The sequence below is a fragment of the Sphingopyxis sp. P8 genome (assembly GCF_020622175.1).
In the GTDB taxonomy this organism is placed as follows: Bacteria; Pseudomonadota; Alphaproteobacteria; order Sphingomonadales; family Sphingomonadaceae; genus Sphingopyxis; species Sphingopyxis jiangsuensis.
Window position 1 is genome coordinate 113,347 of sequence record NZ_JACNMK010000002.1, and the last position, 20,673, is coordinate 134,019.

Below are 20,673 nucleotides of genomic sequence, written 5' to 3' on the forward strand. Positions count from 1 at the left end.
TCCCGGCAATCGGTCAGTCGCGTGGCATCAACGCATGTTGATGATGGTTTGCGAGATTTGCGACGCGCCTTCGATCGCCTTGGCGTTGGCTTGGAAGTTGCGCTGCGCACCGATCAGCATCACCAGTTCCTCGGTGATATCGACGTTCGAGCGTTCGAGCGCGCCCGAGCGGATGGCGCCCATCGGTCCGTTGGTGGCGGCATCGATGGTCGGCGGGCCGCTTTCGCCCGTCGACTGCCAATGCGCGTCGCCAACGGGGCGCAAACCTTCCATTGCGGGAAAGGTCGCCATCGCGATCTTGCCCAGAATCGTATCGCTGCCGTCGGTGAACGTCGCGGTGACAAGGCCATCGAGACCGATCGAGACATTGACGAGTTCGGCCGTCGGATCGCTCGGCGACGCCGCGGGAATGACGAAATCGAAAGCGCCGGCAAGCGTGTTGTCGGTGACATTGCCGTTGGCGTCGACCGGAAGCAGCTGCAGCTTGGCGCCGGTCGAATCGACGACCTGGTTGTCCGGACGCTTTGTGAAAGATCCGTTGCGCGTATAGGCGACCTGCTCGCGCGGCGGCTCGCCGCGAACGACGAACATGCCTTCGCCGACGATCGCCATGTCGAGCGTTTTCTCGCTCGATTCATACGAACCCTGCGTGAACTGCTGGGTGATGCCGTTGAGGCGCGTGCCCTGGCCGGCGATCATCTTGGTCGACTGGGTCGGCGACGATGCGAAAATGTCGCCGAACTGCGCCTTGCTGCGCTTGAAGCCGATCGACCCGGCGTTCGAAATATTGTTCGAGATGACCGACATGTCGGTCTGGGCGGCCTTGAGGCCCGAAAGCGACGTATAGAATGACATGGATTTATCCTTCCTGCGGGTTGGTCTGGGGTGCCGGCTGCGGGTTCGCGGCCTTTAATTCCTTGAGAAGCTCGGTCTGGGCAGCAAGCTGCTCCGAAATCTGCTGGAGTGTGACGTTGGTCTCGCTGATCCCGGCAAGGCTGGAAAATTGCGCCATCTGCGCAACCATCTCCTGGTTATCGACCGGGTTGAACGGGTCCTGCTGCGAAAGCTGCGCCGTCATCAGGCGCAGAAAGTCGCTCTGGCCCAGCATCTGCGGCTTGGTGGTCGTGGTGGTCGTGGTCGGGCTCTGCCCGGAAATGGCGCTCACGCTCATATTATTGTCCCATCCTGAGAGTTTCGTTGATCAGGCCCTTCGCGGTTTCGAGGACCTGGACATTGTTCTGATACTGGCGGGCGGTCTCGACCATCTCGACGAGCTCGGCGGCACTATCGACCGCGGCCTCCCACACATTGCCGTCGGCGTCGGCGAGCGGATTGGCCGGATCGTGGCGTTTCGACGGCGCCATTCTCGACGTCGTCACCTGGTCGACCTGGACCGTCGCGCGGCCGTGCGCATCCATCACGCTGCGGAACACCGGTTTCAGCGAGCGATAGGCACCGCCCTCGCTGCCCGACACCGTGCCCGCATTGGCGAGGTTCGACGCGGTGGTGTTCAACCGGACGAGCTGCGCCGACATCGCGCGCCCGCTGATGTCAAAGACGGAGAAGTTGCCGTTCATCGTCACTCTCCCTTGATCGCGCGCGTCAAAGTGTTGACGCGGCCAGAGAGGAAGGCGAGGCTCGACCGATAGGCGAGCGCGTTTTCGGCAAAGGCGGTCTGCTCGGTCGCCATTTCGACGGTGTTGCCGTCGAGCGAAGGCTGGACCGGGACGCGATAGCGCATCGCGCCGTCGGTCGAGCCGCCCTGCTGCGCCAGATCGAGCGCCTTGGCGAAATCGAGGTCGCGCGCCTTGTAACCCGGCGTTGCGGCATTGGCGATGTTCGACGCGAGCATCATCATGCGCTGGCTGCGCAGCTGGAGCGCGGTCGCATGCATGCCAAACAGCTTTTCGGTTGCCATCCTCTTGTCCTTCTTTCACCGCCGATTGGCCCGAACGGCCACAGCGCGGAAAAACACGCAAGGATAGATGCAATCACCGTGCCAAACTGATTTATATGTTGTTTTTCAATAATTTGATCTAGCTTCCAATAGCCCTGCCCCGGCGCCCGCCATGCGCTCGTCAAAAATCCGACGCGCGCGCCTGGTTCCGCGGATCCGTCGGCGGAAAACAGGGCTTGGCACGCATCGTGCACAATTGGTTGCAATGGATTTTGGATCGAAGGAGAGAGTCATGATCCGCAGCATGATTGTCCTTGGCGCGACATTCGCTGCCATCGGCGCAACCGCGCAGGCCCAACAGGCGACGCAGGATTGGCAGACGGTGGATATGCTGACGCAGGCGGTCGCTGGCGCAATGGGCCGCACCGCAACGCCCGTCGACCGACGCATCAAGCTCGCGCGATGCCCCGAACAGGTTGCCGTGACGGCGAGCGACGCGCAGACGCTTGCCGTGCGTTGCGCGTCGCTCGGCTGGCGCCTGCGCGTCGCGATGACCGGACCCGCTGGCTCTGCGCCGGTGTCGGCCGCCTTCGCGCGGCCGGCGCAGAGCGCCCCCGTTATCCGCCGCGGCGACAATGTCCGCGTCACCATCGACGCCGCCAATTATTCGATCAGCTACGCCGCCGTCGCGACCGAGGACGGCCGGGTCGGCGAAACCATCGCGCTGCGCGGCAGCGACGCCAAGTCGATGCTCAGCGCCATCGTCGTCGGCCCCGGAATCGCGCGCATGCCCTGACGCACACGCCGACAGTCTGGTTGCACCCCGGCCCGGCGGCCGTCGAATTTCCGACGCCGCCGGGCTTTTTTATCTTTTTTCGCCCGCCGCCTTAATCGCGGACTGCGCCAACCGTTAAAGCTCTCTGAACAAGGCCGTCACTTTTCCGACGGCATGGATGGAGGCAAAGATGGCAGGTGACGACAAACTCAACCTGCAAGTCAGCAGCATCAGCCGGATCGCCCCGGCGCGCCGGGTTGCGAACGGCAGCGAGAGCCCGTCGGTCGCGACGGCACGCGCGGTCGGCAATGCGCCGGCATCGGTGCCCGTGACGCGGCTGACCAGCCTGGCGAAGGAGCTCGGCGAGCAGGGACCGCCGGTCGATCATGCGCGCATTGCGATGCTGCGCGACGCGATCGCGAGCGGTGCCTATACCGTCGATGCCACCCTGATTGCCAATGCCGCCGTCCGCTTTCACCAAGGCAGCTCTAACTGATGCACAGCGAACTCGACGATATGCAGGCAAAGCTCGACGCGCTCACCCATGCGCTCGACGGCCACGATGCTGGCGAAATCATCGCCGCGACCGAGGCGCTCGCCACCGCCGCCATCCTCGTGCGCAGCGCGGCGGTCGTCCCGGGACAGGAGGCGCGCGCGCGCAGCCTGATCGGCAAGACGCTTGCGCAGCTCGAAGCGGCGGCGATCCGGGTCAACGTCCTGAAAAACTGGACGCGTCAGAGGATTGACAGAAATCACGAGATCCGCGGGATGACGCCTCGAGGGCCTGCGCTGACCTACTGATATACGGACCTTTTCCGAAACTTTTTACCGAATGGCACGATGATTGCTTTTGGTTCGCTGAACAGCGGAACCAGAGCCTATGAACGCCATAAACAATCCTGCCAGCGCGATGCGCGTCGCCGCCCCCGTCCTCGACGCGGTGCAGAACGCGTCGGCGCGCACCGGGATCGACTTTGACTATCTGGTCGATGTCGCGCGCGTCGAAAGCCGTTTCGATCCGACCGCAAAGGCCCCGACTTCGTCGGCGCGCGGACTGTATCAGTTCACCAAGCAGACCTGGCTCGCGACATTGCGGCGCCACGGCGCCGACCACGGCCTCGGCTGGGCGGCAGCCGCAATCGCCCCCGACGCGGCGGGACGCATGCACGTTGCCGACCCGATGCTGCGCGAACAGATATTGGGACTTCGCGACGACCCCGCCGCCGCCGCCACGATGGCGGGCGCGCTGACCGCCGACAATCGCGATCATCTGGAAAGCCGCATCGGCCGCGCCGCTGAACCGGTCGACCTTTACCTCGCGCATTTTCTCGGCAGCGGCGGCGCGGTGAACTTCCTCGCCGCGATGAACGCCGATCCCGACCAGCCGGGCGCACCGCTGATGCCCGAGGCGGCCGCGGCAAACCGATCGGTTTTTTATGCCGAAGGCGGCCGCATGCGCAGCCTGTCCGAAATCCGCGAACGCTTCCGGGCCAAACTCGAAGAGGGCGGCAAGGACGTGAACTTCAAGTCGCTGCCGACATCGCAGTGGCACGCCGCGGCGAGCAGCCGGAACGGCATTGCCGGAAACGGCAGCGGCCGCCCGCCCCTCCAGATGATGGAATTTCAACCCATGCCCAGGAGATTGTCGATGGGATTCGCCGCCGACGCCTATCGCCGCCTCGCCGCCGCTTCGGGTGAACGCGCATGACCGCCGGTCTGAACCTGCGCAGCATCGCCGCGATCGCCGGCGCGGCCGCTTTGCCGGTCGCGATGCTCGTGGTCGTCGCGCTGATGGTGATCCCCGTATCGCCGCTCGTGCTCGACATCAGCTTCGTTCTGAACATCATGATCAGCCTCGCGATCCTGATGGTCGCGTTGCAGGCCTCGAAGCCGCTCGATTTTTCGGCCTTTCCGACGGTGCTCCTGCTCGCGACGCTCTTCCGCCTCGCGCTGAACGTCGCCTCGACGCGCGTCGTGCTCGTCCGGGGGCACGAGGGTACGCACGCCGCAGGCAACGTCATCGAGGCCTTTGGCCAGGTGCTGATCGGCGGCGATTATGTCGTCGGCCTGTTCGTTTTCGTCGTCCTGTTGATCATCAACCTCGTCGTCATCACAAAGGGCGCCGGCCGCGTGTCCGAAGTGTCGGCGCGATTCACGCTCGACGCGCTCCCCGGCAAGCAGATGGCGATCGACGCCGACCTCAACGCCGGCCTGCTGACCCCTGAAGAAGCCAAGGCCCGGCGCCAGGAAGTCGCGACCGAGGCCGACTTTTACGGCTCGATGGACGGTGCATCGAAATTCGTGAAAGGCGACGCGATCGCGGGCTTGCTGATCCTGTTCGTCAATATCATCGGCGGCCTCATCCTCGGTGTTTTCACCCACGGGCTCAGCTTCTCCGAAGCGGGCGGGACCTATGTCACGCTCGCGATCGGCGACGCGCTCGTCGCCCAGATCCCGGCGCTGCTGCTGTCGATCGCCGCAGCGGCCATCGTCACGCGCGTCGCGTCGCCATTCGACCTTTCGGGCCAGATCGGCAGCCAGTTTGCCTCGCCCGCAATCTGGATGGCGGTGGGCGGCATCCTCTTCATCCTCGGCCTCGTCCCCGCGATGCCGCAAATGCTGATCCTGCCGGCAGCGGCGCTGTCCTTTACCATCGGATGGCAGATGAAACGCGCGGCAGCAGCCGCGGCGGCGGTCCCGCCGCCCGCCCCGCCGGCGCCCGACCCGCACCTGATCGAATGGTCCGACGTCAGCGACGCGAGCGCGTGTCAGCTCGAAATCGGCTACGCGCTCGTCGCGCTCGTCGACGACCGTAAGGGCGCGCCGCTGATGGGCCGCATCACCGGGATCCGCAAACAATTGTCGAAGGAACTCGGCTTCATCGTCCCGCCTGTGAAGGTGAGCGACGATCTGTCGCTCCCCGGCAACGCCTATCGCATCGCGATAGCCGGCGTGATCGTCGGCGAGGACGAGGTCTATCCCCACGAAATGCTTGCGCTCGATTCGGGCGATCTGGTCACCAAGGTCGCCGGTCGGCCGTGCAAGGATCCGACCTTCGGGCTCGATGCGCTGTGGATTCCGAAAGCGTCGCAGAACGACGCGATCGCCGCGGGCTATACCGTCGTCGACCCCGCCACGGTCGTCGCGACGCATCTCAACAACAGCGTCATCGCGTCGGCGCACGAATTGTTCGGCATCGACGACACACAGGCGTTGATCGACAATCTGAAGGCGCATTATCCGCAGCTCGCCCAGAATCTGTCGCCCGGCGGCTATACGCTGCCGCGCGTCGCGGCGCTGTGCAAGGCGCTGCTCGTCGAGCGCATCCCCTTGCGCGACTTCCGCAAGATTGCCGAGGCGATGGTCGCGCTGTCGGCGCAACAGCTCACCGATTCCGACCTTGTCGAAGCGGTGCGCCAGCGCATCGGCGCGCTGATCGTCCAGACGATCGTCCCCAGCCGGATGCCGTTGCCCGTCGTCACCTTCAGCCCCGAGATCGAGGTGCTGCTCAACCAGGCGGTGCGCGCGAACCCCGGCGCCGAATGGCCGTTCGAACATGGAATGGCGATGAAGATCGTCGAACAGATCGGCGAGGCCGTGGAGCCGTTGCTGCTCCAGACGCGCAGCTTTGCGCTCGTCGCCTCGCCCATCTGCCGGTCGGCGCTGTCGCGGCTCGTCCGCGCGACTTTCCCCGACGTCGCCGTCATCTCTTACCTCGAAATTCCCGCGAACAAGGCGACCGAGATCGTCGCGACGATCGGCGCCGAGCGTCCGCGTCTCGCGCTCGGACCGGACGCCCAAATGGAGGATCAGCCGCATGAATATTGAGCCCGCCGAGCATTTCTCCGGCGCGACCGGGACCGCCTTGCGTCCGCACGGCTATGCAGCCAATGTCGAGCGGTTGATCGAGGAATATGCGCCGCTAGTGCGCAAGATTGCGTGGCAGGTGTTTTCGCGCATTTCGCGCACCGGCGAGCTCGACGACCTCATCCAGGCAGGGCTGATCGCGCTGATCGAAGCCGACCGCCACTATGAGGAGCGCGGTTTCGCCTTCGCCACCTATGCGACGACGCGAATCCGCGGCGCGATGATCGACCAGCTTCGTCGCGAGGCCGATGTCGGACGTTCGGCGATGGTCGCGGCACGCCAGCTCAATGCGACGCGCGCGCAGCTCGAACAGCAATTGCGCCGCGCGCCCAGCCCCGCCGAAATGGCTGCGGCGCTCGACCTGTCGGCCGACGATTATTTCGCGCTCGAACGCAACGCGACGCACGGACGTTCGACCTCGCTGGACGAAATGATGGAAAGCGGCACCTTCCTGCTCGCCGACGAACGCCTCGGTGCCGCCGATGCGTGCGAGCAGAGCGACCTGCTCGACGCGCTGCGCCAATGCATCGAGCGGCTCGCGGAGCGCGAGCAGCTCGTGCTCCAGCTCTATTTCTTCGAGGAACTGAACCTGCAGGAAATCGGCCTCGCGCTTGACGTCAGCGCCGCGCGGGTATGCCAGATCAAGCGCGATGCAATGGCCAAAATTGACAGCATGATGCGCGAGATGACCGAATAGGGGTGGCCGGGACGGCGACCGACCAGCTGGCCGCCGCCCCGGCCATAGGATCAGGCCGCCAGATTGCTGCTGTTGCGCAGCGCGACGCCAATCTTTTCGAAATAGCTCGTCATGCGTTCGGTTCCGTGGTCGGTCAGCCGGACGATCGTCCGTCGCCGGTCGCGCTCGTCGGTCGAGCGGCGTACAAAGCCCATCGTCTCGAGCGAACCGATCATGCGGAGACCCGACGAGAGCGGGACGCCTGCACCGGTTGCCAGGTCGCTGGCGCTGAGGATGCGGCCATTTGAGGCGGCGAGCATCAGGTCTAGCAGCATGTCCCAGACCGGACCCGAAACCTGCGGGCTGCCGAAATGATGTCGGCGCAAACGCCGAATCTGGATGTTGAACGCCAACTGGTTCACCAGCACGGCGCGCGACGCGCCGGGGTCAGTTGCAACTCCGCCATCGCCGACCGTCGGCACGGCGGTGCCGCTCCGGCCCGCGAGTAATTCGTGGATCTCGTCGATCCGCGACCTGAGTTCGACAATTTCGTTGTTCGAGAATTGTTGCATTTTCTCATCCATCCGGGAGACGCCCGTCAGATCGCAACATCGCCTTTCCGCCTGGTCGAACCCGCCGCGTAGAGGATCAGCAGCAGGATCGGATAGGAGATATAGATGGAAAGCAGCGAATAGGGCCGCGCCAATATCTCCGAAAACATCATCTTCTGGATATGGGCAAAAATGGAAATCAATTGCCAGCCGGTAATCCAGTAAGGCCAGAATCGCTGCGTCTTCAAGGCAATGAACCAGAAGCTGAGCAGCACCAGCACGTCGATGATGAAGATATTGGTTTCTATATCCGTCCAGGTCGGAAAAGGAGCGAGGACCGAAGTGAGAATCGAAGCGATCAACGCCGTATAGGCTGCCCACCTTTCAAGGGGACCGCCGCGCTTCGCAGCGACGGCCACCGTGACGAGCAACACCGTATAATAGATCGCGATCGACCACATTGGACTTGATTGATCCAGCTTGTCAGGAAGCCTTGGCGAAGGGCACGACCGCACCATCTGCGCCATCGTCCGTCAGCGTCGCACTGGCCGGGGCCGGTTTCACGCCGGCACCGAACATCCGCGTGCCGAGGCCCACTTCCTTCTGGGTTACGGTCAGCGAGAGATGTGCATCAGTCAGAAGCTGGCGCACTTCGCCGGCAGCCGCGAGCGCATGAGCGACTTTGGCCATCGCTTCCTGGCCGACAATTGCCGACATGTTGGTTTCGCGGCGAACCGTCGGAAGCGTCGCGGCGAGTTGCGCGATGCAGATCATCGTTTCGTCGATCGCATCTTCGGCCTGGTGCAGTTCCGCAGCGATCTTTTTCGCCGCCGAAAGTCGTTCGTTGAGCATCATCTTATTCCTTGCAAGAGAATGCCACCGGTTCCCCCCCGCAGCATTCGGTTCGGACAGTCAGATCATTGCCCGGCCCAGACCGACAAGGATTGAATAGAGAGCGGAGAACGCCAAAATCGTCGCAAAGGCGATCAAGATCGGCCAGATTATCCTTTCCATCAACCCGTGCCGGTTGGCCGGCTGGGACGCGGTAGGAAATGGCGTTCCGATATCGAAAAGCCGCCGAAACGAACCGTGCCCTGCATCGGCATCGGCATCCGGGGCGTCGTCGCCTAGGTCGATCGATTGATATGTCAACGATTGATAGGGGGTAACTTGATCAAAGGCGCCGTTAAGCGCCAAGATCCGAGCTGCTTCTATTCTGTTGGAAACATTAAGTTTTTTCAATGCCTGTCGAACGCGTTCGTCGACAGTGTGCGGCGAGACCCCCATGACGCGGGCGATCTGTTTCGAATTTTTATGTTCGTAAACGTAGCGTAACGTTTCGATCTGCGCCGCCGAAAGCAGGCCGAGATAATTGTCAGGGTCGCCTTGCACGCCCCCGGCATAGAGCATCACGAATCGAAATCAAGTTGCGCAGCGCGGCGATTCGCACTGTCGCGGCCGCCGTCAAGCGCGGCTTTGTCACAAAAACCCTTATGTGCAGAAAGCGGCGAATGCGGCGTGCCATAACGAGCCAATGGAAGAGACGGCCGGCGATTATCGTGCGGGCGGCGTCAAAGCACGCGACGCTACCAGCTCCACATCGTCCCGTCTTCCAGCCGGTTCACGGGCAGATAGGCACGCCGGTATGGATGGGCAGCCGCGAGCGTTTCGTCAATGTGGACGCCGAGCCCCGGCGCGTCGCCGGGATGGAGCATGCCATCGGCAAAACGGTATCCATGCGGGAACACCGCGTCGGTGTCGTCACTGTGACGCATATATTCCTGGATACCGAAATTGGGGATCGCAAGCCCGAGGTGAAGCGCCGCCGCCATCGTCACCGGCGACAGGTCGGTCGCACCATGACAGCCGGTGCGGACGTGATAGAGGTCGGCAAGCGACGCGATCTGCCGCATATGCGTAATCCCGCCGGCGTGCAGCACGGTGGCGCGGATATAATCGATCAGTCGGTTTTCAATCAGCGCCTTGCAATCCCAGATCGACGAAAAAATCTCTCCGACCGCAAGCGGCGTCGTCGTATGCTGGCGGATCAGCCGAAAAGCCTCCTGGTCCTCGGCCGGCGTCGCATCCTCGATCCAGAAGGGGCGATAAGGCTCCAGATCCTTTCCGAGCCGCGCCGCCTCGATCGGGGTCAGCCGGTGGTGGACATCGTGAAGGAGGTGGACGTCCCAGCCCAGCGCCTCACGCGCCGCCGCAAAGAGTTCGGGGACGACGCGCAGATATTTGGCGGTCGACCAGAGATTTTCGGTCGGAAGCTCCGCATCCGCGGGCTCATAGAAATATTTGTCCTTCGACACGCCATAGGTCGAGGCCATTCCGGGAACGCCGCACTGGAGGCGGATCGCCTTATACCCCTGCCTCTGGTAATCGAGCGCCGCCGCAATCGTGTCGGCGATCGTCTCGCCATTGGCGTGACCATAAACCATGCAACCCGCGCGCGACGCGCCGCCGAGCAACTGATAGACGGGGAGGCCTGCAACCTTCCCCTTGATATCCCAAAGTGCCATATCGACAGCGGCGATCGCCGCCATCGTTACCGGCCCACGCCGCCAATAGGCGCCCTTGTAGAGATATTGCCAGATATCCTCGATCCGGTGCGCGTCGCGCCCGATGAGGCACGGCACGACATGGTCCGCCAGATAGCTCGCGACCGCAAGCTCGCGCCCGTTGAGCGTCGCGTCGCCGACGCCGGTAGTCCCGTCGTCGCATACGACCTTGAGCGTCACGAAGTTGCGCCCCGGCGATGTGACGATCACCCGGGCCGATGCGATTTTCGGCATGTCATATCCTGCAAATGGCTCGATATGCCGTCAGATAGTTTTTGCCGCGCGAATGCAACCGCCAATTGCGGCCCAGGCGCACGCCACCGTCCGCGTCAGATAATCATCGGCACTTCAAGTCGCCGCGGTCGATCGCGCGCCCCAGCAAGCCGCCACCCGCCGCGCCGATGATCGTGCCGACCGTCCTGTCGCGACCCGAATCGAGCTCGCGCCCGACCAGCGCGCCGACCGCAGCGCCGATAATCAGCCCCGTCGTGCCGTTGTCACGGCGGCAATAATAGCGGCCGTCGCTCCCCCGCCAGATCCGATCGCCGCGCGACAGCCTGCGCGGTTCGAGGTAGCGCCCTTGGCTATCATATCGAATTTGCTCTTTCGCGCGCTTTCCGTGCGCCGGCGCCCACGGCGGCGGGTCGGCGAGCGCGGCGGCAGAGGGCATCAAGAGCGCCGCGACAAAAGCCGGAATGAGAATTTTGCGCATCGTGGCTGCTCCTTTGACGCTCGCTCCGACCTGCATCCTCTGACGACAACGCTTAAAGCGACAGAAGGTTTCCGGCAGCAATTCCGAACCGCGCGCGCCAGCGATCAGGGATAAACCCGGAAAATCGCCGCTATCCCGCCCGCCGCAATTGCAAGACCATAGGCGATCTTTCGGTCGAACAGGCGGGTCCTGGATGCTTCGCCCGACCCGAACCATGTCCGCGCGATGTGCCACAGCATCCGCACGACGACAATCAAGGCGCCGACGAGCGTTGTGACCAGAAGCAGAAGCCAAGCCTGTCCAAGTGCGAACCACAGCGCGATCGCCGCATAGAGTTTCGCATCGCCGCCGCCGAACCAACCGAAGCGGAACAACATCATCCCCGCGACGAGCGCGATCGCAAAATGCGCGCCGTGCGACCAGAACGGTGCAGCGAAAGCAAAGCCCGAGAACCAAGCCGCGACGAACAAGGAGGCAATGATCGCCGGATAGACGTTCGGAATCCGGAACCGGCGCATATCGGACCAGGCAGCGAGGATCAGAACGACCGAAAACGCTGCCTTGAACGCCATATTCACGTCAATCATGTCGCTGAGAAACCTTTGCATATTGGCGCCACAGGTCGGTGTCGTAGCGCGGACGCGCAACGAGTGCCTGGGCGTACAGCGCCTCGGCAAGCGCGGCGCGTCCACTACGCTGCGCGCCACCTCCGGCGGCCTCGAGGCGGCGGCTCCACAACGCATCGTCGTCCGCGCGGCCACGGACCGGCATGACGCCCATCATGCCCTTCGCATGATCGAGGTTGAGCGCGACATCGACGCGGCCTGGTGCGACCTTGAGGATATTCGCCAACAATTCGGCCGCGCCTGCCGCGTCGTCGCTTTCGATGAGAGCGACCGCCAAATCGTTGCGAATCTCGACATCGGCTGGCGCGATCGCAACCGCCGACTGCAGCGACTGACGCGCCCGGTCCGCGCGACCGCTCGTCAGCTCGGCCTGTCCGCGGACACGCCAGTACACGCTTTGCGCGCCGCATTCCCGCTCGAGCGGGTCGAGGATCCGACTGGCACGATCCGGCGCCTCCAACTGCAAATAGGTCGATGCCCGTGCAGTGGCCACGCGGCAGGCCAAAGGTGACTCAGCGGGAATTGCGGCCAGCAGGCGAAGCGCTTCGGCGCTATAGTCTCCCTGCAACAGCAAGAGTTCGGCGCGCAGAAGCGCTGCGATGGGTTCGTCCTCTATCGCGATGTCGGACGGCAAGCGACCGAGCAGCGCCTCGGCCTCGATCAGCCGACGGCCCTGAAGCGCACGATCGGCGGCCTGAAGGAGTTCGGACTGTGCGATTGTCGACGCTGGGTCGGCAGCCATTGCGCCGCCTGCCGTCGCCAAGATCGACAGCATCGCACCGACCGCCCCCCAGAGTTTCCCTCGCGTTCGCACATCGGCCCTCAGGCGATTCCGTCGGCCCAGAAGGCTGCACGCCACAGGGCGGCAACCTCGCTCGGCGCGACGCTCTTGTTGAGGTGATCGAGATAGGCCGCGACGAGTCCGAGATACTCCTTGTTGCTCACGGCCGGCGATGGTTCTTCGCCCGCCGCGGGTTCATCGACGCGGCAAAGCGAACCGGCGGGACGCGCTGCAATAAAGACTTCGCCGACACTGATGCGAAACATCGCCATCGGCGCCCCCGCAGGTACCGCCGTTTGCGTCCGCGGTTCGCCCGAGCAAACAACCGAGACCTCGTCACGCACGGCAGCCGGTGCAAGAACGGGGCGCGGCGACAAATCGAGCCCGGCCTGCACGCGGAGCGGTCGCAGCGCTGCACCGAGCGGGCTGCTCGCCGCAAACACCGGCCGCGGGCGAACAGGGTCGGACTCGGATACGTCCCCATCGCGCGCGGCGGGGGCCTCGTCGGCCTCGACGATCGCCCGCATCGGCGCCGAAGCGACGGGCGGCGCCGTCGCCAGCAACACGCGCCGCTTTTCGGCCTGCCCCGACGATTGATAAAAGCTGGCAAGGTTGCGCTGCGTCCGCTCGTCGCCGGGACGCGCCGCAAGCGCTTCCTGAAAATACCGCTCGGCAAGGTCGCGGCGACCGATGCCGTCATAAGCGATGGCCAGTCCGTTCAGCGCGTCCGCCGCCAGTTCCGTATCCTGTTTGGCGGCTTTGAACAGCTCGATGGCGAGGCCATATTGGCGTGCTGACAGGAATGTGCGCGCACGCGCGAGCGAATCGTGCGCCGACAGATTGGCCAGAACGGGCGCGTCGCGGGTCTGCGCAACGCGCGGTTCGAACTTCGGGCCCGTGGCGCAAGCGGAAAGCGCAGCGCCAGAAATCGCAATGATGGCACCTGTCCTGAATTTGGTCATGTCAACCTCCCCCCGCAAGCGCCGGCGCGACTTCGCGAATGACGCGGATGACCGCCGGCAGCATGAGCACCCCGATCATCACCGGCAACATGCAGGCAACGAGCGGGATTGACAGCAACACCGGCAGGCGATGCGCTTTCTCCTCGGCGCGCATCCGGCGCTTCTCGCGCATTTCGGACGCATAGATGCGCAATGTCGTCGCGATACTCGATCCGAGCTTGTCCGACTGGATCAACAAGGTCGCAAATGCGCGAATTTCGTCAACTGCGGTACGGTCGGCCATATGGCGAAGCGCTTCCTCGCGTCCGGCCCCAGCACGCAGCTCGAGCGTCGTCATCGAAATCTGTTCGGCGACGAGGGGATGCGACGTCACCATCTCGCGACCGACCCGGTCGAGCGCCGCCTCGAGCCCCATTCCGGCCTCGACGCAGACGAGCATGAGGTCGAGACAGTCGGGAAACCCGTTCAGGATTTCCTGCCGCCGCCGGTCGGCCTTGGCCGTCAGGAACAGGCTGGGGACGAACAGCCCCATCGCGGCGAAGAAGGCGCCCTGCAAATAGAGGCTGAACAAGGATTTCGGCTCATCGGACATCATCTGCGGCAGCACGACCAGCGACGGGATGACGAAAATGAGCAGGATGCGAACGAGCGTATAGACTTTGGGCGCATGTGGCGAGCGATAGCCGGCGGCGATCATCTTGCGCCGCAAGCCCGGCGCGTCCGAATCGACCAGCGACAAGCCGCTCCGCTCGATCCTTGCGGCGAGCCGCGCCCACGCGCTGTCGGTCACGTCGGATGTCCGCAGGCCGTCGCCTCCTCCGGCGGCTCCCGTCAGCACCGTGTCCGATTCCAGCCGGCCGAGCACCTGCTGCCGATTGACGATCGAGCGCGCGACGATGAACACCAGCGACGAGACGACGGCAAACAGGATGACGAGGAAAGCGATCCGGAGATAAGGCGACGAGGCGAGAATTTCGGCCATTTTATACCTTCAGGTCGACCATGCGGCGGATCGAGATGAATCCGATGAGATAGAGCAGCACGAGCCCGACAAAGCCGATCGTGAAGATCGGGTCGGTCGCAACGTCGAGATAGAATCCGGGGTTCGTCAGGAAGAGCCCGACAAAGGCAAGGATCGGCAGCGCGGTCAGGATGATCGCCGTCATCCGGCCTTCGGAGCTCAATGCGCGCACCTTCATGAACATGCTCGCGCGGTCGCGAATGACCCGGCTGAGATTTTCGAGAATCTCCGCAAGATTGCCGCCGGTTTCCATCTGTACCGACACCGACACGACGAACATGTGCATGTCCGGCAGCCCCCAGCGTTCGGCCATGCGCGCCAGCGCCTCGCGAAGGTCGAGACCAAAGGCGATTTCGTCGCTGACGATGCCGAACTCGGTCCCGATCGGGTCCTCCATTTCCTCGGTCAGCAGATGCAGCGCGGAGGGAATCGGGTGGCCCGAACGCAGACCCCGCACAAAGATATCGAGCGCGATCGGAAACTGACTTTCCATACGCCGCCGCCGCGCATCGGCCATGCGCGACAAGACCATCCAGGGAATCAGGAAAGCGACCGTGATGCCAAGCGCGGCGGCAAGCTGAGCAACCCCGGCGGTGATCGGAAAGCCCGACAGTCCTGCCCCGACCAGAATGAGGAAAGCAATCGTGACCGCGCCAACCGTCATATAGGCGATGACTTGCAGCTCCGACGCCTGGACATTGGCAGCGTTGAGCGTGCGGCGCACCGACTTCAACAGTTCGGACAACCAGGGCGGCGCCCCTGCCAGCCCGCGCGGGACTTCCTTGCGGAGCGCGGACGTCACCACCTCTCGGTCCACCCCGGCCTCGATCATCTGCAGGCGGCGATTGACCGCGCGGCTCTTGCTTTGGCGTTCGACGAAGGTGCCGACAGCAAATTGGGCCACCAACACGACCAGCGCGAAAAGCGCCAGCATGGTCATGAAACGGAGGACGGTGTCGCTCATATCAATCGATCTTCCGGTCCGGACGGAACAGGTCGCTGGGCAGGTCGACACCATGCGTCGAAAGCGTTTCCAGGAATTTGGGACGGATGCCCGTCGCCTCGAAATGCCCGATGACCCGGTTGTCGGCATCGCGTCCCGACATGCGGAACTGGAAAATATCCTGCATGGTGACGACGTCGCCCTCCATGCCGGTGATCTCGGACAGGCTCAGCAGGCGGCGCCGGCCGTCGGACAGGCGGCCGATCTGGACGACGACGTTGATCGCGGACGCGATTTGCGCGCGCGCTGCACGCGCAGGCATGTCGATCCCGCTCATCCCGATCATCTGCTCGATACGCGATAGCGCATCACGCGCCGTATTGGCGTGGACCGTCGTCATCGAACCGTCGTGCCCGGTGTTCATGGCCTGCAGCATGTCGAAGGCTTCGCCGGCACGCACTTCGCCAACGATGATGCGATCGGGACGCATGCGCAGCGCATTCTTCACGAGGTCGCGCTGCGAGATTTCGCCCTTGCCTTCGATGTTCGCCGGCCGCGTTTCGAGCCGCGCGACATGCTCCTGCTGCAACTGGAGTTCGGCCGAATCCTCGATGGTCACGATGCGTTCGCGTTCGTCGATATAGGAGGAGACGGCGTTGAGCAGCGTCGTCTTGCCCGAACCGGTACCCCCCGAAATAAGTACATTCCGCCGCGCTCTTACGATGCCCGCAAGCACCTCTGCGACCGCCGACGGAACGCTTCCCAATTCGATGAGCCGTGCCATGTCGATCGGAATGCGCGCAAATTTGCGGATCGAGAGCAGCGAACCGTCGATCGCCAGCGGCGGCACGATCGCATTGACGCGCGACCCGTCGGCGAGGCGCGCGTCGACGAACGGCGACGATTCATCGATCCGCCGCCCGACCGCGCTCGCGATCTTCTGGATGATCCGAAACAGGTGCTTCTCGTCCTTGAAGCGCGTCTCGGCGCGCTCGAGCAACCCGCGGCGTTCGACGAAGACGATGTCGTGACCGTTGACAAGAATGTCGGTTATCGTTTCGTCCTGAAGCAGCGGCTCGAGCGGCCCCAGCCCCAGCAATTCGTCGAGAACGTCGCTCACCATCGCGCGGCGTTCGGTCGCGTTGAGCGCCATCTGGTGGCGGTTGAGAATATCGGAAATCACCACGCCCGCTTCGGATTCGACCTGCGCGCGCGACATTTTTTCGAGCTGCGCCAGATTGATCTCGTCGAGCAGTTCGCGGTGGATCTGCACCTTCAGCGACAAAAGGTCCGCATGCCGGTCGTCGCGCCGATCGCCTGCGGCAGCCGCCGCGTCGGACAGCGTGATGCCCGACGCGGCGTCCGCCTTTTCATTCTTCTGTTTCTGAACCTGCCACATCGCGCGATCAATCCTTGTCAAGCTCGTCGCCGATCAGTTCGGCAAGCGCGGCCAAATCGGTCGCGACCCGATTTTTCCTTGCGATGCTGCCCACCAGAACCCCCTGGTCCTGCGCCGACTGCACGACGGCATAATCGCTGTTGACGGTCGCAAGGATCGGATAGCGCAGCGCCTCGGCCGCATCCTGCACGCCGATCGTCTTGAACAACCGCTTTTCGACGCGATTGGCGACGATGCGGATACGCGAGCGGTCGATTCCCGTCTGTTCGAACAGGTTGAGCCGCCGCCGCGCCTGTCGCAGGCTGCCGACCGACAGGTCGATCACCAGCACGATCAGGTCGGCCTTGTCGATCGCCGACAGCGTCCAGTTCGCCCAATTCCCCGGCAGGTCGAGCACGACATGGTCATATTCCTCGCGCACCAGCTGAAGCACGCGGAGGAGTTGGTCGGCATCGACAGACTCGATCGGCGCGATATGCTCGGGCGCGGCAATCACCGCGACGCCTTCGCTGCCGTGCACGGCGACCGACTGGATGAGTTGCCCGTCGACGCGCCGTCCGGCGGCGAGCAGGTCCTCCATCGTCAGCGTCGCATTGGCGCCCAGATAGGACGCCGCATTGCCGAACTGGAGGTCGAGATCGACGAGGCACACCCCGTGCGGCCCGCTGCGCGCGTGCAGATAATGGGCAAGGTGCGTGGCAACGGTGGTCGCGCCGATCCCGCCGACGCTCTGCGCCACCGCAACGACGGGGGCGAGGCGGGCATTGGCCGCAGCCTCCGAGCGGGTGACTTCGGCGAGCAGATTGTTGACGACATCGCTGAATTCAGCGCGCTGCAGCGGCAGCGAGATGAGGTCGCCGACGCCCTGCCGGATCAGCGCGCGCGTCGTGGCAAGATCGGCGTCGCGCATCGCCACGACCAGCGGCAAGGTCGGCCGCCGCGCACGCAGCCCCGTCAGCCGCTGCATCGACCGCGGATCGTCGCCGCGCAGTTCGACGACAACGAGTTCGGCATCGCCGATCGCATCGAGCGGAATCGGGTCGCCGGGGTCGACATGGACAAGCGCAAAGGGAAGGTCGGGACTGTCGTTATGCGCGAGTGACGAACGCGCAAATTCCGCCTCCGAAATGAAAAGCTTGATCTTGCAGTTCAAGTTCAGGGATCCATCTGTGACTGGAGAGCCGATATATTCTTTCTTTCCCACATCCCGCTCCTGTCAGTTCGACCAGCTGCCCGCGCCGTCTTCCATCGTCAGCGAATAGCTGAAGTCGGGAAGCGCGAAGCTGCCGTTGAAGATTGCCGTTGTGAGCGGCGTGAATTGCATGCCTTGAAGCCGCACGTTGATGATCGGCGCGACGTCGGGTCCATTGGGGTCGCCCGCAAAGCCGAGCCCAGAATTGCGATATTCGACGACGACATTCGCCCCCGTGATGTCGGGCTTTATGTCGTTCATCCGCTCGACCAGCGCGTTGAAGGCGGTGGTGTTCGCCGCGGTCGAGAAATTGCACGTCCCCGCGCAGGTGCAATTTGCCGCATTGGTGCAGGTGACGCCCTGAAAGGCGCTCGTCGGCACCGGTGTTCCCGCCGGGATTTGCTCGGTGCCCGTCGCAAAGCTGTAGTTCGCGAGCCCGCTGGGGATGATCGCGGTCGCGGCGGCCCAGCGCGCGCCCGTTTGCGTCGCCTTTTCGGCGCGGTTGAATTCCCACGCAAAACGGCCGACGTCGATGATGCCGAAAAGGAACAGAATGATCAGCGGCAGCACGAGCGCAAATTCGGCCGCCGGGCCGGCGCGCGTGTCGCGGACAAGATTGCGGCGCGCGCTCATGTCCCCATCACCGCGGCGTTCGAGCTCGCGCGCACGACCGCGCCCGTCGTGTCGAACCCCAATGTCCCGAACAGCGAGGGGTAATTGACCGTCGTCGATACGGTGACGTGCATCGCGCCCGTTGCCTCGGTGGCATAGACGCCGCCCGAGGTGTAGCTGTTGGGGGCCGACGCCTGGCACGCGACGGTGACGGCGACATCGGCATCGGTCCACCCCGAAACCTTGGCGGTGCCGCCCGACAATTGCCCCGTGCGCGTCAGGTTGCGGATATTGTCGAGCGTGGTTCCGGTCGGCGCGTTGCAGCCGCTATAGGCGGTGAACGGCTGCCGCGCGGCAAAGCGCGCGCCGTCGCGCACTCCCTTCACCACCTTGTGCTCGGTCCAGAAATAGGCGCCCGCCTCGAACCCGCCGAACAGGATGACGAGGAGCAGCGGCGTGATGAGCGCCATCTCTGCCGCCGCCGCGCCGCGGGTGCATCCGAATATCGAGAAGGTCCGACGCATCGTCATGTCATTCGATCAGATATGGCGTATTGCGCTGAACGACCTGCCCTGCGGTCTGGCCCGCCGACGCGCTGCCCGTTTCGCCGATGATTTCGACATAGACGTCGGTCGCCTCGGTCACCACGGTGCTGCCGCGGCGGCGCTGGTACGACGGCTCGACAAGGAAAAGATCGACCCATTTGAGCACCGGGACGCCGCTTTCGTGCCCGTTGAGCCCCAGCCCGACGCAGTTGATGACCGCCGCCGAGATGCGGCGACGGTCGACGTTGGTGCCCCCCGGCGTAATCCCCGCGCCGCGGCAGACGGGATAGGAGAAGCCGTCCTTGCTGCCCTGCGTCGTCTGTTGCATATCCGACGTGCCGGTATTGGCGAGTTCCCAATTATAGACGTCGTAGCGCGTCGCCGTCGGGCCGAGCCCGGTCTGCGACTGCCATGTCGCGCTGTTCCAGCCATAGTTCACAAGGAAATATGCGTCGCGGTCCCACGCCTTGTTGCCGATGCGCCCGCCCCCGAGCGTGCAGCCCGCCGCCGCGCTGTCGGACAGGCTGTTGGTGAAGGCGTGGCACAGGTCGCGCGGGTGTCCCATGATGTCGGGATAGCCCGAGGTCAGGTTGGCCGGCGTCGTCGGGCGATAGGGGTTGGCCGATTCCTGCCACCCCTGGTTGCCCGAGGTGCCGCAGCCATTGCCCTTGACCAGATCCTTGCGGACATTGCGCGACGGCGAGCAGGTGCCGCCCGACGGGCAGGTCGTCGACCCGTTGGTGTCGAGGTCGAAGCGCGTGTTGAGCGCGTCCATCACCGATGCGTTGAGTCCGGGCTTGGTTTCGACGCCGTCGATCGGCAGGCAGTCGCCCGGCGGCGAATTATAGCCGAGCGCGCGCGCCAGATTCTGCGCGCCGCTGCCGAATCCCGATTCGAGGAATCCGAAATTGCCCGGCGCGGTCGCATTGCCGGTGATCAGCTTCATCCCCGCACCCTTCAGCGCACTGGCGTCGAAATCCTGGTGCGTCGGCGTTTCAAAGGGGTTGCAGAACATCACCGGCGGGACGCGGCAGATCGCCGACCCCATTCCCGCAAGCGCCGCGGCGCCGAGGTTGCCGCTGATCGCGCCCACGACCGGCGTGAGCGCATAGTTGGCGGTCCGCGCCGCGATTTCGACCTCGATGAAATTGGCGTTGCCGTCATCGGTCGCGGCGGTGGTCTTTCCAAGATCCTGCCAGAACCGGATATTCCCCACCGCGTCGCAATCGGGTTCGGCGGCGATCGTCACCGCCGTCCCGACGCCGTCGTTGGCGAGCAAGGTCATATTGGCGACGAGCGTCGTCGCGGCGGCGGAGGCGCGCATGCAGGTGCCCGTTCGTCCATCAAGCTGCGACGCACCCGCGAGCGCGGCCTGGTCGGCGGCGTTCTGAAGCTCGCTGTCCATCCCGGCGAGGCGGGCATAGTCGAAACCCAGTCCGCCGATGGCGACGAGCGCAAAGAGCGAAAGGCCGAATACCGCGGCGGTCGCGCCGCTCTGGTCGGTCAGGAAGCGATGGGGCGGGTGCCGCACCATGATATTTGAACTCCTC

The 20,673-nt window shown here is 64.2% G+C and carries 26 protein-coding genes; 6 read left to right on the forward strand and 20 right to left on the reverse strand.

The genetic code is table 11. The features are described 5' to 3' along the window. Positions 1-27: 27 nt before the first annotated feature. Genes H7692_RS08955 through H7692_RS08970 form a run of 4 tightly spaced genes read right to left on the reverse strand, consistent with a single transcriptional unit; the run spans position 28 to position 1,918 of the window. Entirely contained in the window at positions 28-855 is an 828-nt protein-coding gene (locus tag H7692_RS08955) for a flagellar hook-basal body complex protein (RefSeq protein ID WP_201928606.1), read from the reverse strand. Positions 856-859: 4 nt separating this feature from the next. Further along, positions 860-1,171: a flagellar hook assembly protein FlgD gene (locus H7692_RS08960; RefSeq protein ID WP_201928605.1), complete on the reverse strand. Its 312-nt coding sequence runs from the start codon at positions 1,169-1,171 to the stop codon at positions 860-862. A 1-nt stretch (position 1,172) separates the two neighbouring features. Next, positions 1,173-1,577: a flagellar basal body rod protein FlgC gene (gene flgC / locus H7692_RS08965; protein ID WP_222136545.1), complete on the reverse strand. Its 405-nt coding sequence runs from the start codon at positions 1,575-1,577 to the stop codon at positions 1,173-1,175. A 2-nt stretch (positions 1,578-1,579) separates the two neighbouring features. Beyond that, entirely contained in the window at positions 1,580-1,918 is a 339-nt protein-coding gene (locus H7692_RS08970) for a flagellar basal body rod protein FlgB (RefSeq protein ID WP_222136547.1), read from the reverse strand. A 271-nt stretch (positions 1,919-2,189) separates the two neighbouring features. On the opposite strand from H7692_RS08970, the gene H7692_RS08975 reads away from it, so the two are divergent. The 6 genes from H7692_RS08975 to H7692_RS09000 all read left to right on the forward strand — a co-directional run bounded on the left by H7692_RS08975 (position 2,190) and on the right by H7692_RS09000 (position 7,236). Beyond that, positions 2,190-2,693, forward strand: a complete 504-nt coding sequence (locus H7692_RS08975) for a flagella basal body P-ring formation protein FlgA (protein WP_222136549.1) — start codon at positions 2,190-2,192, stop codon at positions 2,691-2,693. Between the two features lie 169 nt (positions 2,694-2,862). Further along, positions 2,863-3,168, forward strand: coding sequence for a flagellar biosynthesis anti-sigma factor FlgM (gene flgM, locus H7692_RS08980; protein WP_201928601.1), 306 nt, complete (start codon positions 2,863-2,865; stop codon positions 3,166-3,168). Beyond that, entirely contained in the window at positions 3,168-3,473 is a 306-nt protein-coding gene (locus tag H7692_RS08985) for a hypothetical protein (RefSeq protein WP_201928600.1), read from the forward strand. The genes flgM and H7692_RS08985 overlap by 1 nt, the downstream gene beginning before the upstream one ends. A 79-nt stretch (positions 3,474-3,552) precedes the next feature. After that, a complete protein-coding gene (locus H7692_RS08990; RefSeq protein WP_222136550.1) occupies positions 3,553-4,380 on the forward strand; it encodes a transglycosylase SLT domain-containing protein in 828 nt (275 codons plus the stop codon). Then, on the forward strand, positions 4,377-6,500 hold the full coding sequence (gene flhA / locus H7692_RS08995) for a flagellar biosynthesis protein FlhA (RefSeq protein ID WP_222136552.1): 2,124 nt from the start codon (positions 4,377-4,379) through the stop codon (positions 6,498-6,500). The genes H7692_RS08990 and flhA overlap by 4 nt, the downstream gene beginning before the upstream one ends. Beyond that, the gene (locus H7692_RS09000) at positions 6,490-7,236 is read left to right on the forward strand and encodes a sigma-70 family RNA polymerase sigma factor (RefSeq protein ID WP_201928597.1); all 747 of its coding nucleotides are present in this window, start codon (positions 6,490-6,492) and stop codon (positions 7,234-7,236) included. The genes flhA and H7692_RS09000 overlap by 11 nt, the downstream gene beginning before the upstream one ends. 50 nt (positions 7,237-7,286) lie before the next feature. Here H7692_RS09000 and H7692_RS09005 read toward each other — a convergent pair whose 3' ends face one another. The 16 genes from H7692_RS09005 to H7692_RS09080 form a co-directional block, all read right to left on the reverse strand. After that, positions 7,287-7,787 (reverse strand): winged helix DNA-binding protein, encoded by a 501-nt coding sequence (locus H7692_RS09005; protein WP_201928596.1) that lies wholly within the window; start codon positions 7,785-7,787, stop codon positions 7,287-7,289. 26 nt (positions 7,788-7,813) lie between these two features. Continuing rightward, entirely contained in the window at positions 7,814-8,227 is a 414-nt protein-coding gene (locus H7692_RS09010) for a hypothetical protein (RefSeq protein ID WP_222137332.1), read from the reverse strand. 22 nt (positions 8,228-8,249) lie between these two features. Continuing rightward, positions 8,250-8,618, reverse strand: coding sequence for a hypothetical protein (locus tag H7692_RS09015; protein WP_201928594.1), 369 nt, complete (start codon positions 8,616-8,618; stop codon positions 8,250-8,252). 60 nt (positions 8,619-8,678) lie between these two features. Then, on the reverse strand, positions 8,679-9,176 hold the full coding sequence (locus H7692_RS09020) for a response regulator transcription factor (protein ID WP_227340456.1): 498 nt from the start codon (positions 9,174-9,176) through the stop codon (positions 8,679-8,681). Between the two features lie 176 nt (positions 9,177-9,352). Beyond that, positions 9,353-10,564: a D-mannonate dehydratase ManD gene (gene manD / locus H7692_RS09025; protein WP_222136556.1), complete on the reverse strand. Its 1,212-nt coding sequence runs from the start codon at positions 10,562-10,564 to the stop codon at positions 9,353-9,355. A gap of 103 nt (positions 10,565-10,667) precedes the next feature. Further along, positions 10,668-11,042 carry a glycine zipper 2TM domain-containing protein gene (locus tag H7692_RS09030; protein ID WP_222136558.1) on the reverse strand — a complete coding sequence of 125 codons (375 nt, stop codon included), beginning with the start codon at positions 11,040-11,042 and terminating at the stop codon, positions 10,668-10,670. A 104-nt stretch (positions 11,043-11,146) separates the two neighbouring features. Continuing rightward, a complete protein-coding gene (locus H7692_RS09035; protein ID WP_201928590.1) occupies positions 11,147-11,629 on the reverse strand; it encodes a prepilin peptidase in 483 nt (160 codons plus the stop codon). Next, positions 11,622-12,410, reverse strand: coding sequence for a tetratricopeptide repeat protein (locus tag H7692_RS09040; RefSeq protein WP_222136560.1), 789 nt, complete (start codon positions 12,408-12,410; stop codon positions 11,622-11,624). Before H7692_RS09040 ends, H7692_RS09035 begins: the two co-directional genes overlap by 8 nt. Before the next feature lie 80 nt (positions 12,411-12,490). Further along, on the reverse strand, positions 12,491-13,411 hold the full coding sequence (locus tag H7692_RS09045; RefSeq protein WP_227340076.1) for a tetratricopeptide repeat protein: 921 nt from the start codon (positions 13,409-13,411) through the stop codon (positions 12,491-12,493). Between the two features lies 1 nt (position 13,412). Then, on the reverse strand, positions 13,413-14,393 hold the full coding sequence (locus tag H7692_RS09050; protein ID WP_201928587.1) for a type II secretion system F family protein: 981 nt from the start codon (positions 14,391-14,393) through the stop codon (positions 13,413-13,415). A 1-nt stretch (position 14,394) separates the two neighbouring features. Further along, positions 14,395-15,396 carry a type II secretion system F family protein gene (locus H7692_RS09055; protein ID WP_222136564.1) on the reverse strand — a complete coding sequence of 334 codons (1,002 nt, stop codon included), beginning with the start codon at positions 15,394-15,396 and terminating at the stop codon, positions 14,395-14,397. A 1-nt stretch (position 15,397) separates the two neighbouring features. Next, on the reverse strand, positions 15,398-16,774 hold the full coding sequence (locus H7692_RS09060) for a CpaF family protein (protein WP_222136565.1): 1,377 nt from the start codon (positions 16,772-16,774) through the stop codon (positions 15,398-15,400). Between the two features lie 7 nt (positions 16,775-16,781). Beyond that, positions 16,782-17,927 carry an AAA family ATPase gene (locus H7692_RS09065; RefSeq protein ID WP_222136567.1) on the reverse strand — a complete coding sequence of 382 codons (1,146 nt, stop codon included), beginning with the start codon at positions 17,925-17,927 and terminating at the stop codon, positions 16,782-16,784. A 63-nt stretch (positions 17,928-17,990) separates the two neighbouring features. Further along, on the reverse strand, positions 17,991-18,599 hold the full coding sequence (locus H7692_RS09070) for a TadE/TadG family type IV pilus assembly protein (protein WP_222136568.1): 609 nt from the start codon (positions 18,597-18,599) through the stop codon (positions 17,991-17,993). Continuing rightward, entirely contained in the window at positions 18,596-19,102 is a 507-nt protein-coding gene (locus tag H7692_RS09075; RefSeq protein ID WP_227340077.1) for a TadE/TadG family type IV pilus assembly protein, read from the reverse strand. The genes H7692_RS09070 and H7692_RS09075 overlap by 4 nt, the downstream gene beginning before the upstream one ends. A 7-nt stretch (positions 19,103-19,109) precedes the next feature. After that, positions 19,110-20,657, reverse strand: a complete 1,548-nt coding sequence (locus tag H7692_RS09080) for a pilus assembly protein TadG-related protein (RefSeq protein WP_222136570.1) — start codon at positions 20,655-20,657, stop codon at positions 19,110-19,112. Positions 20,658-20,673: the final 16 nt, after the last annotated feature.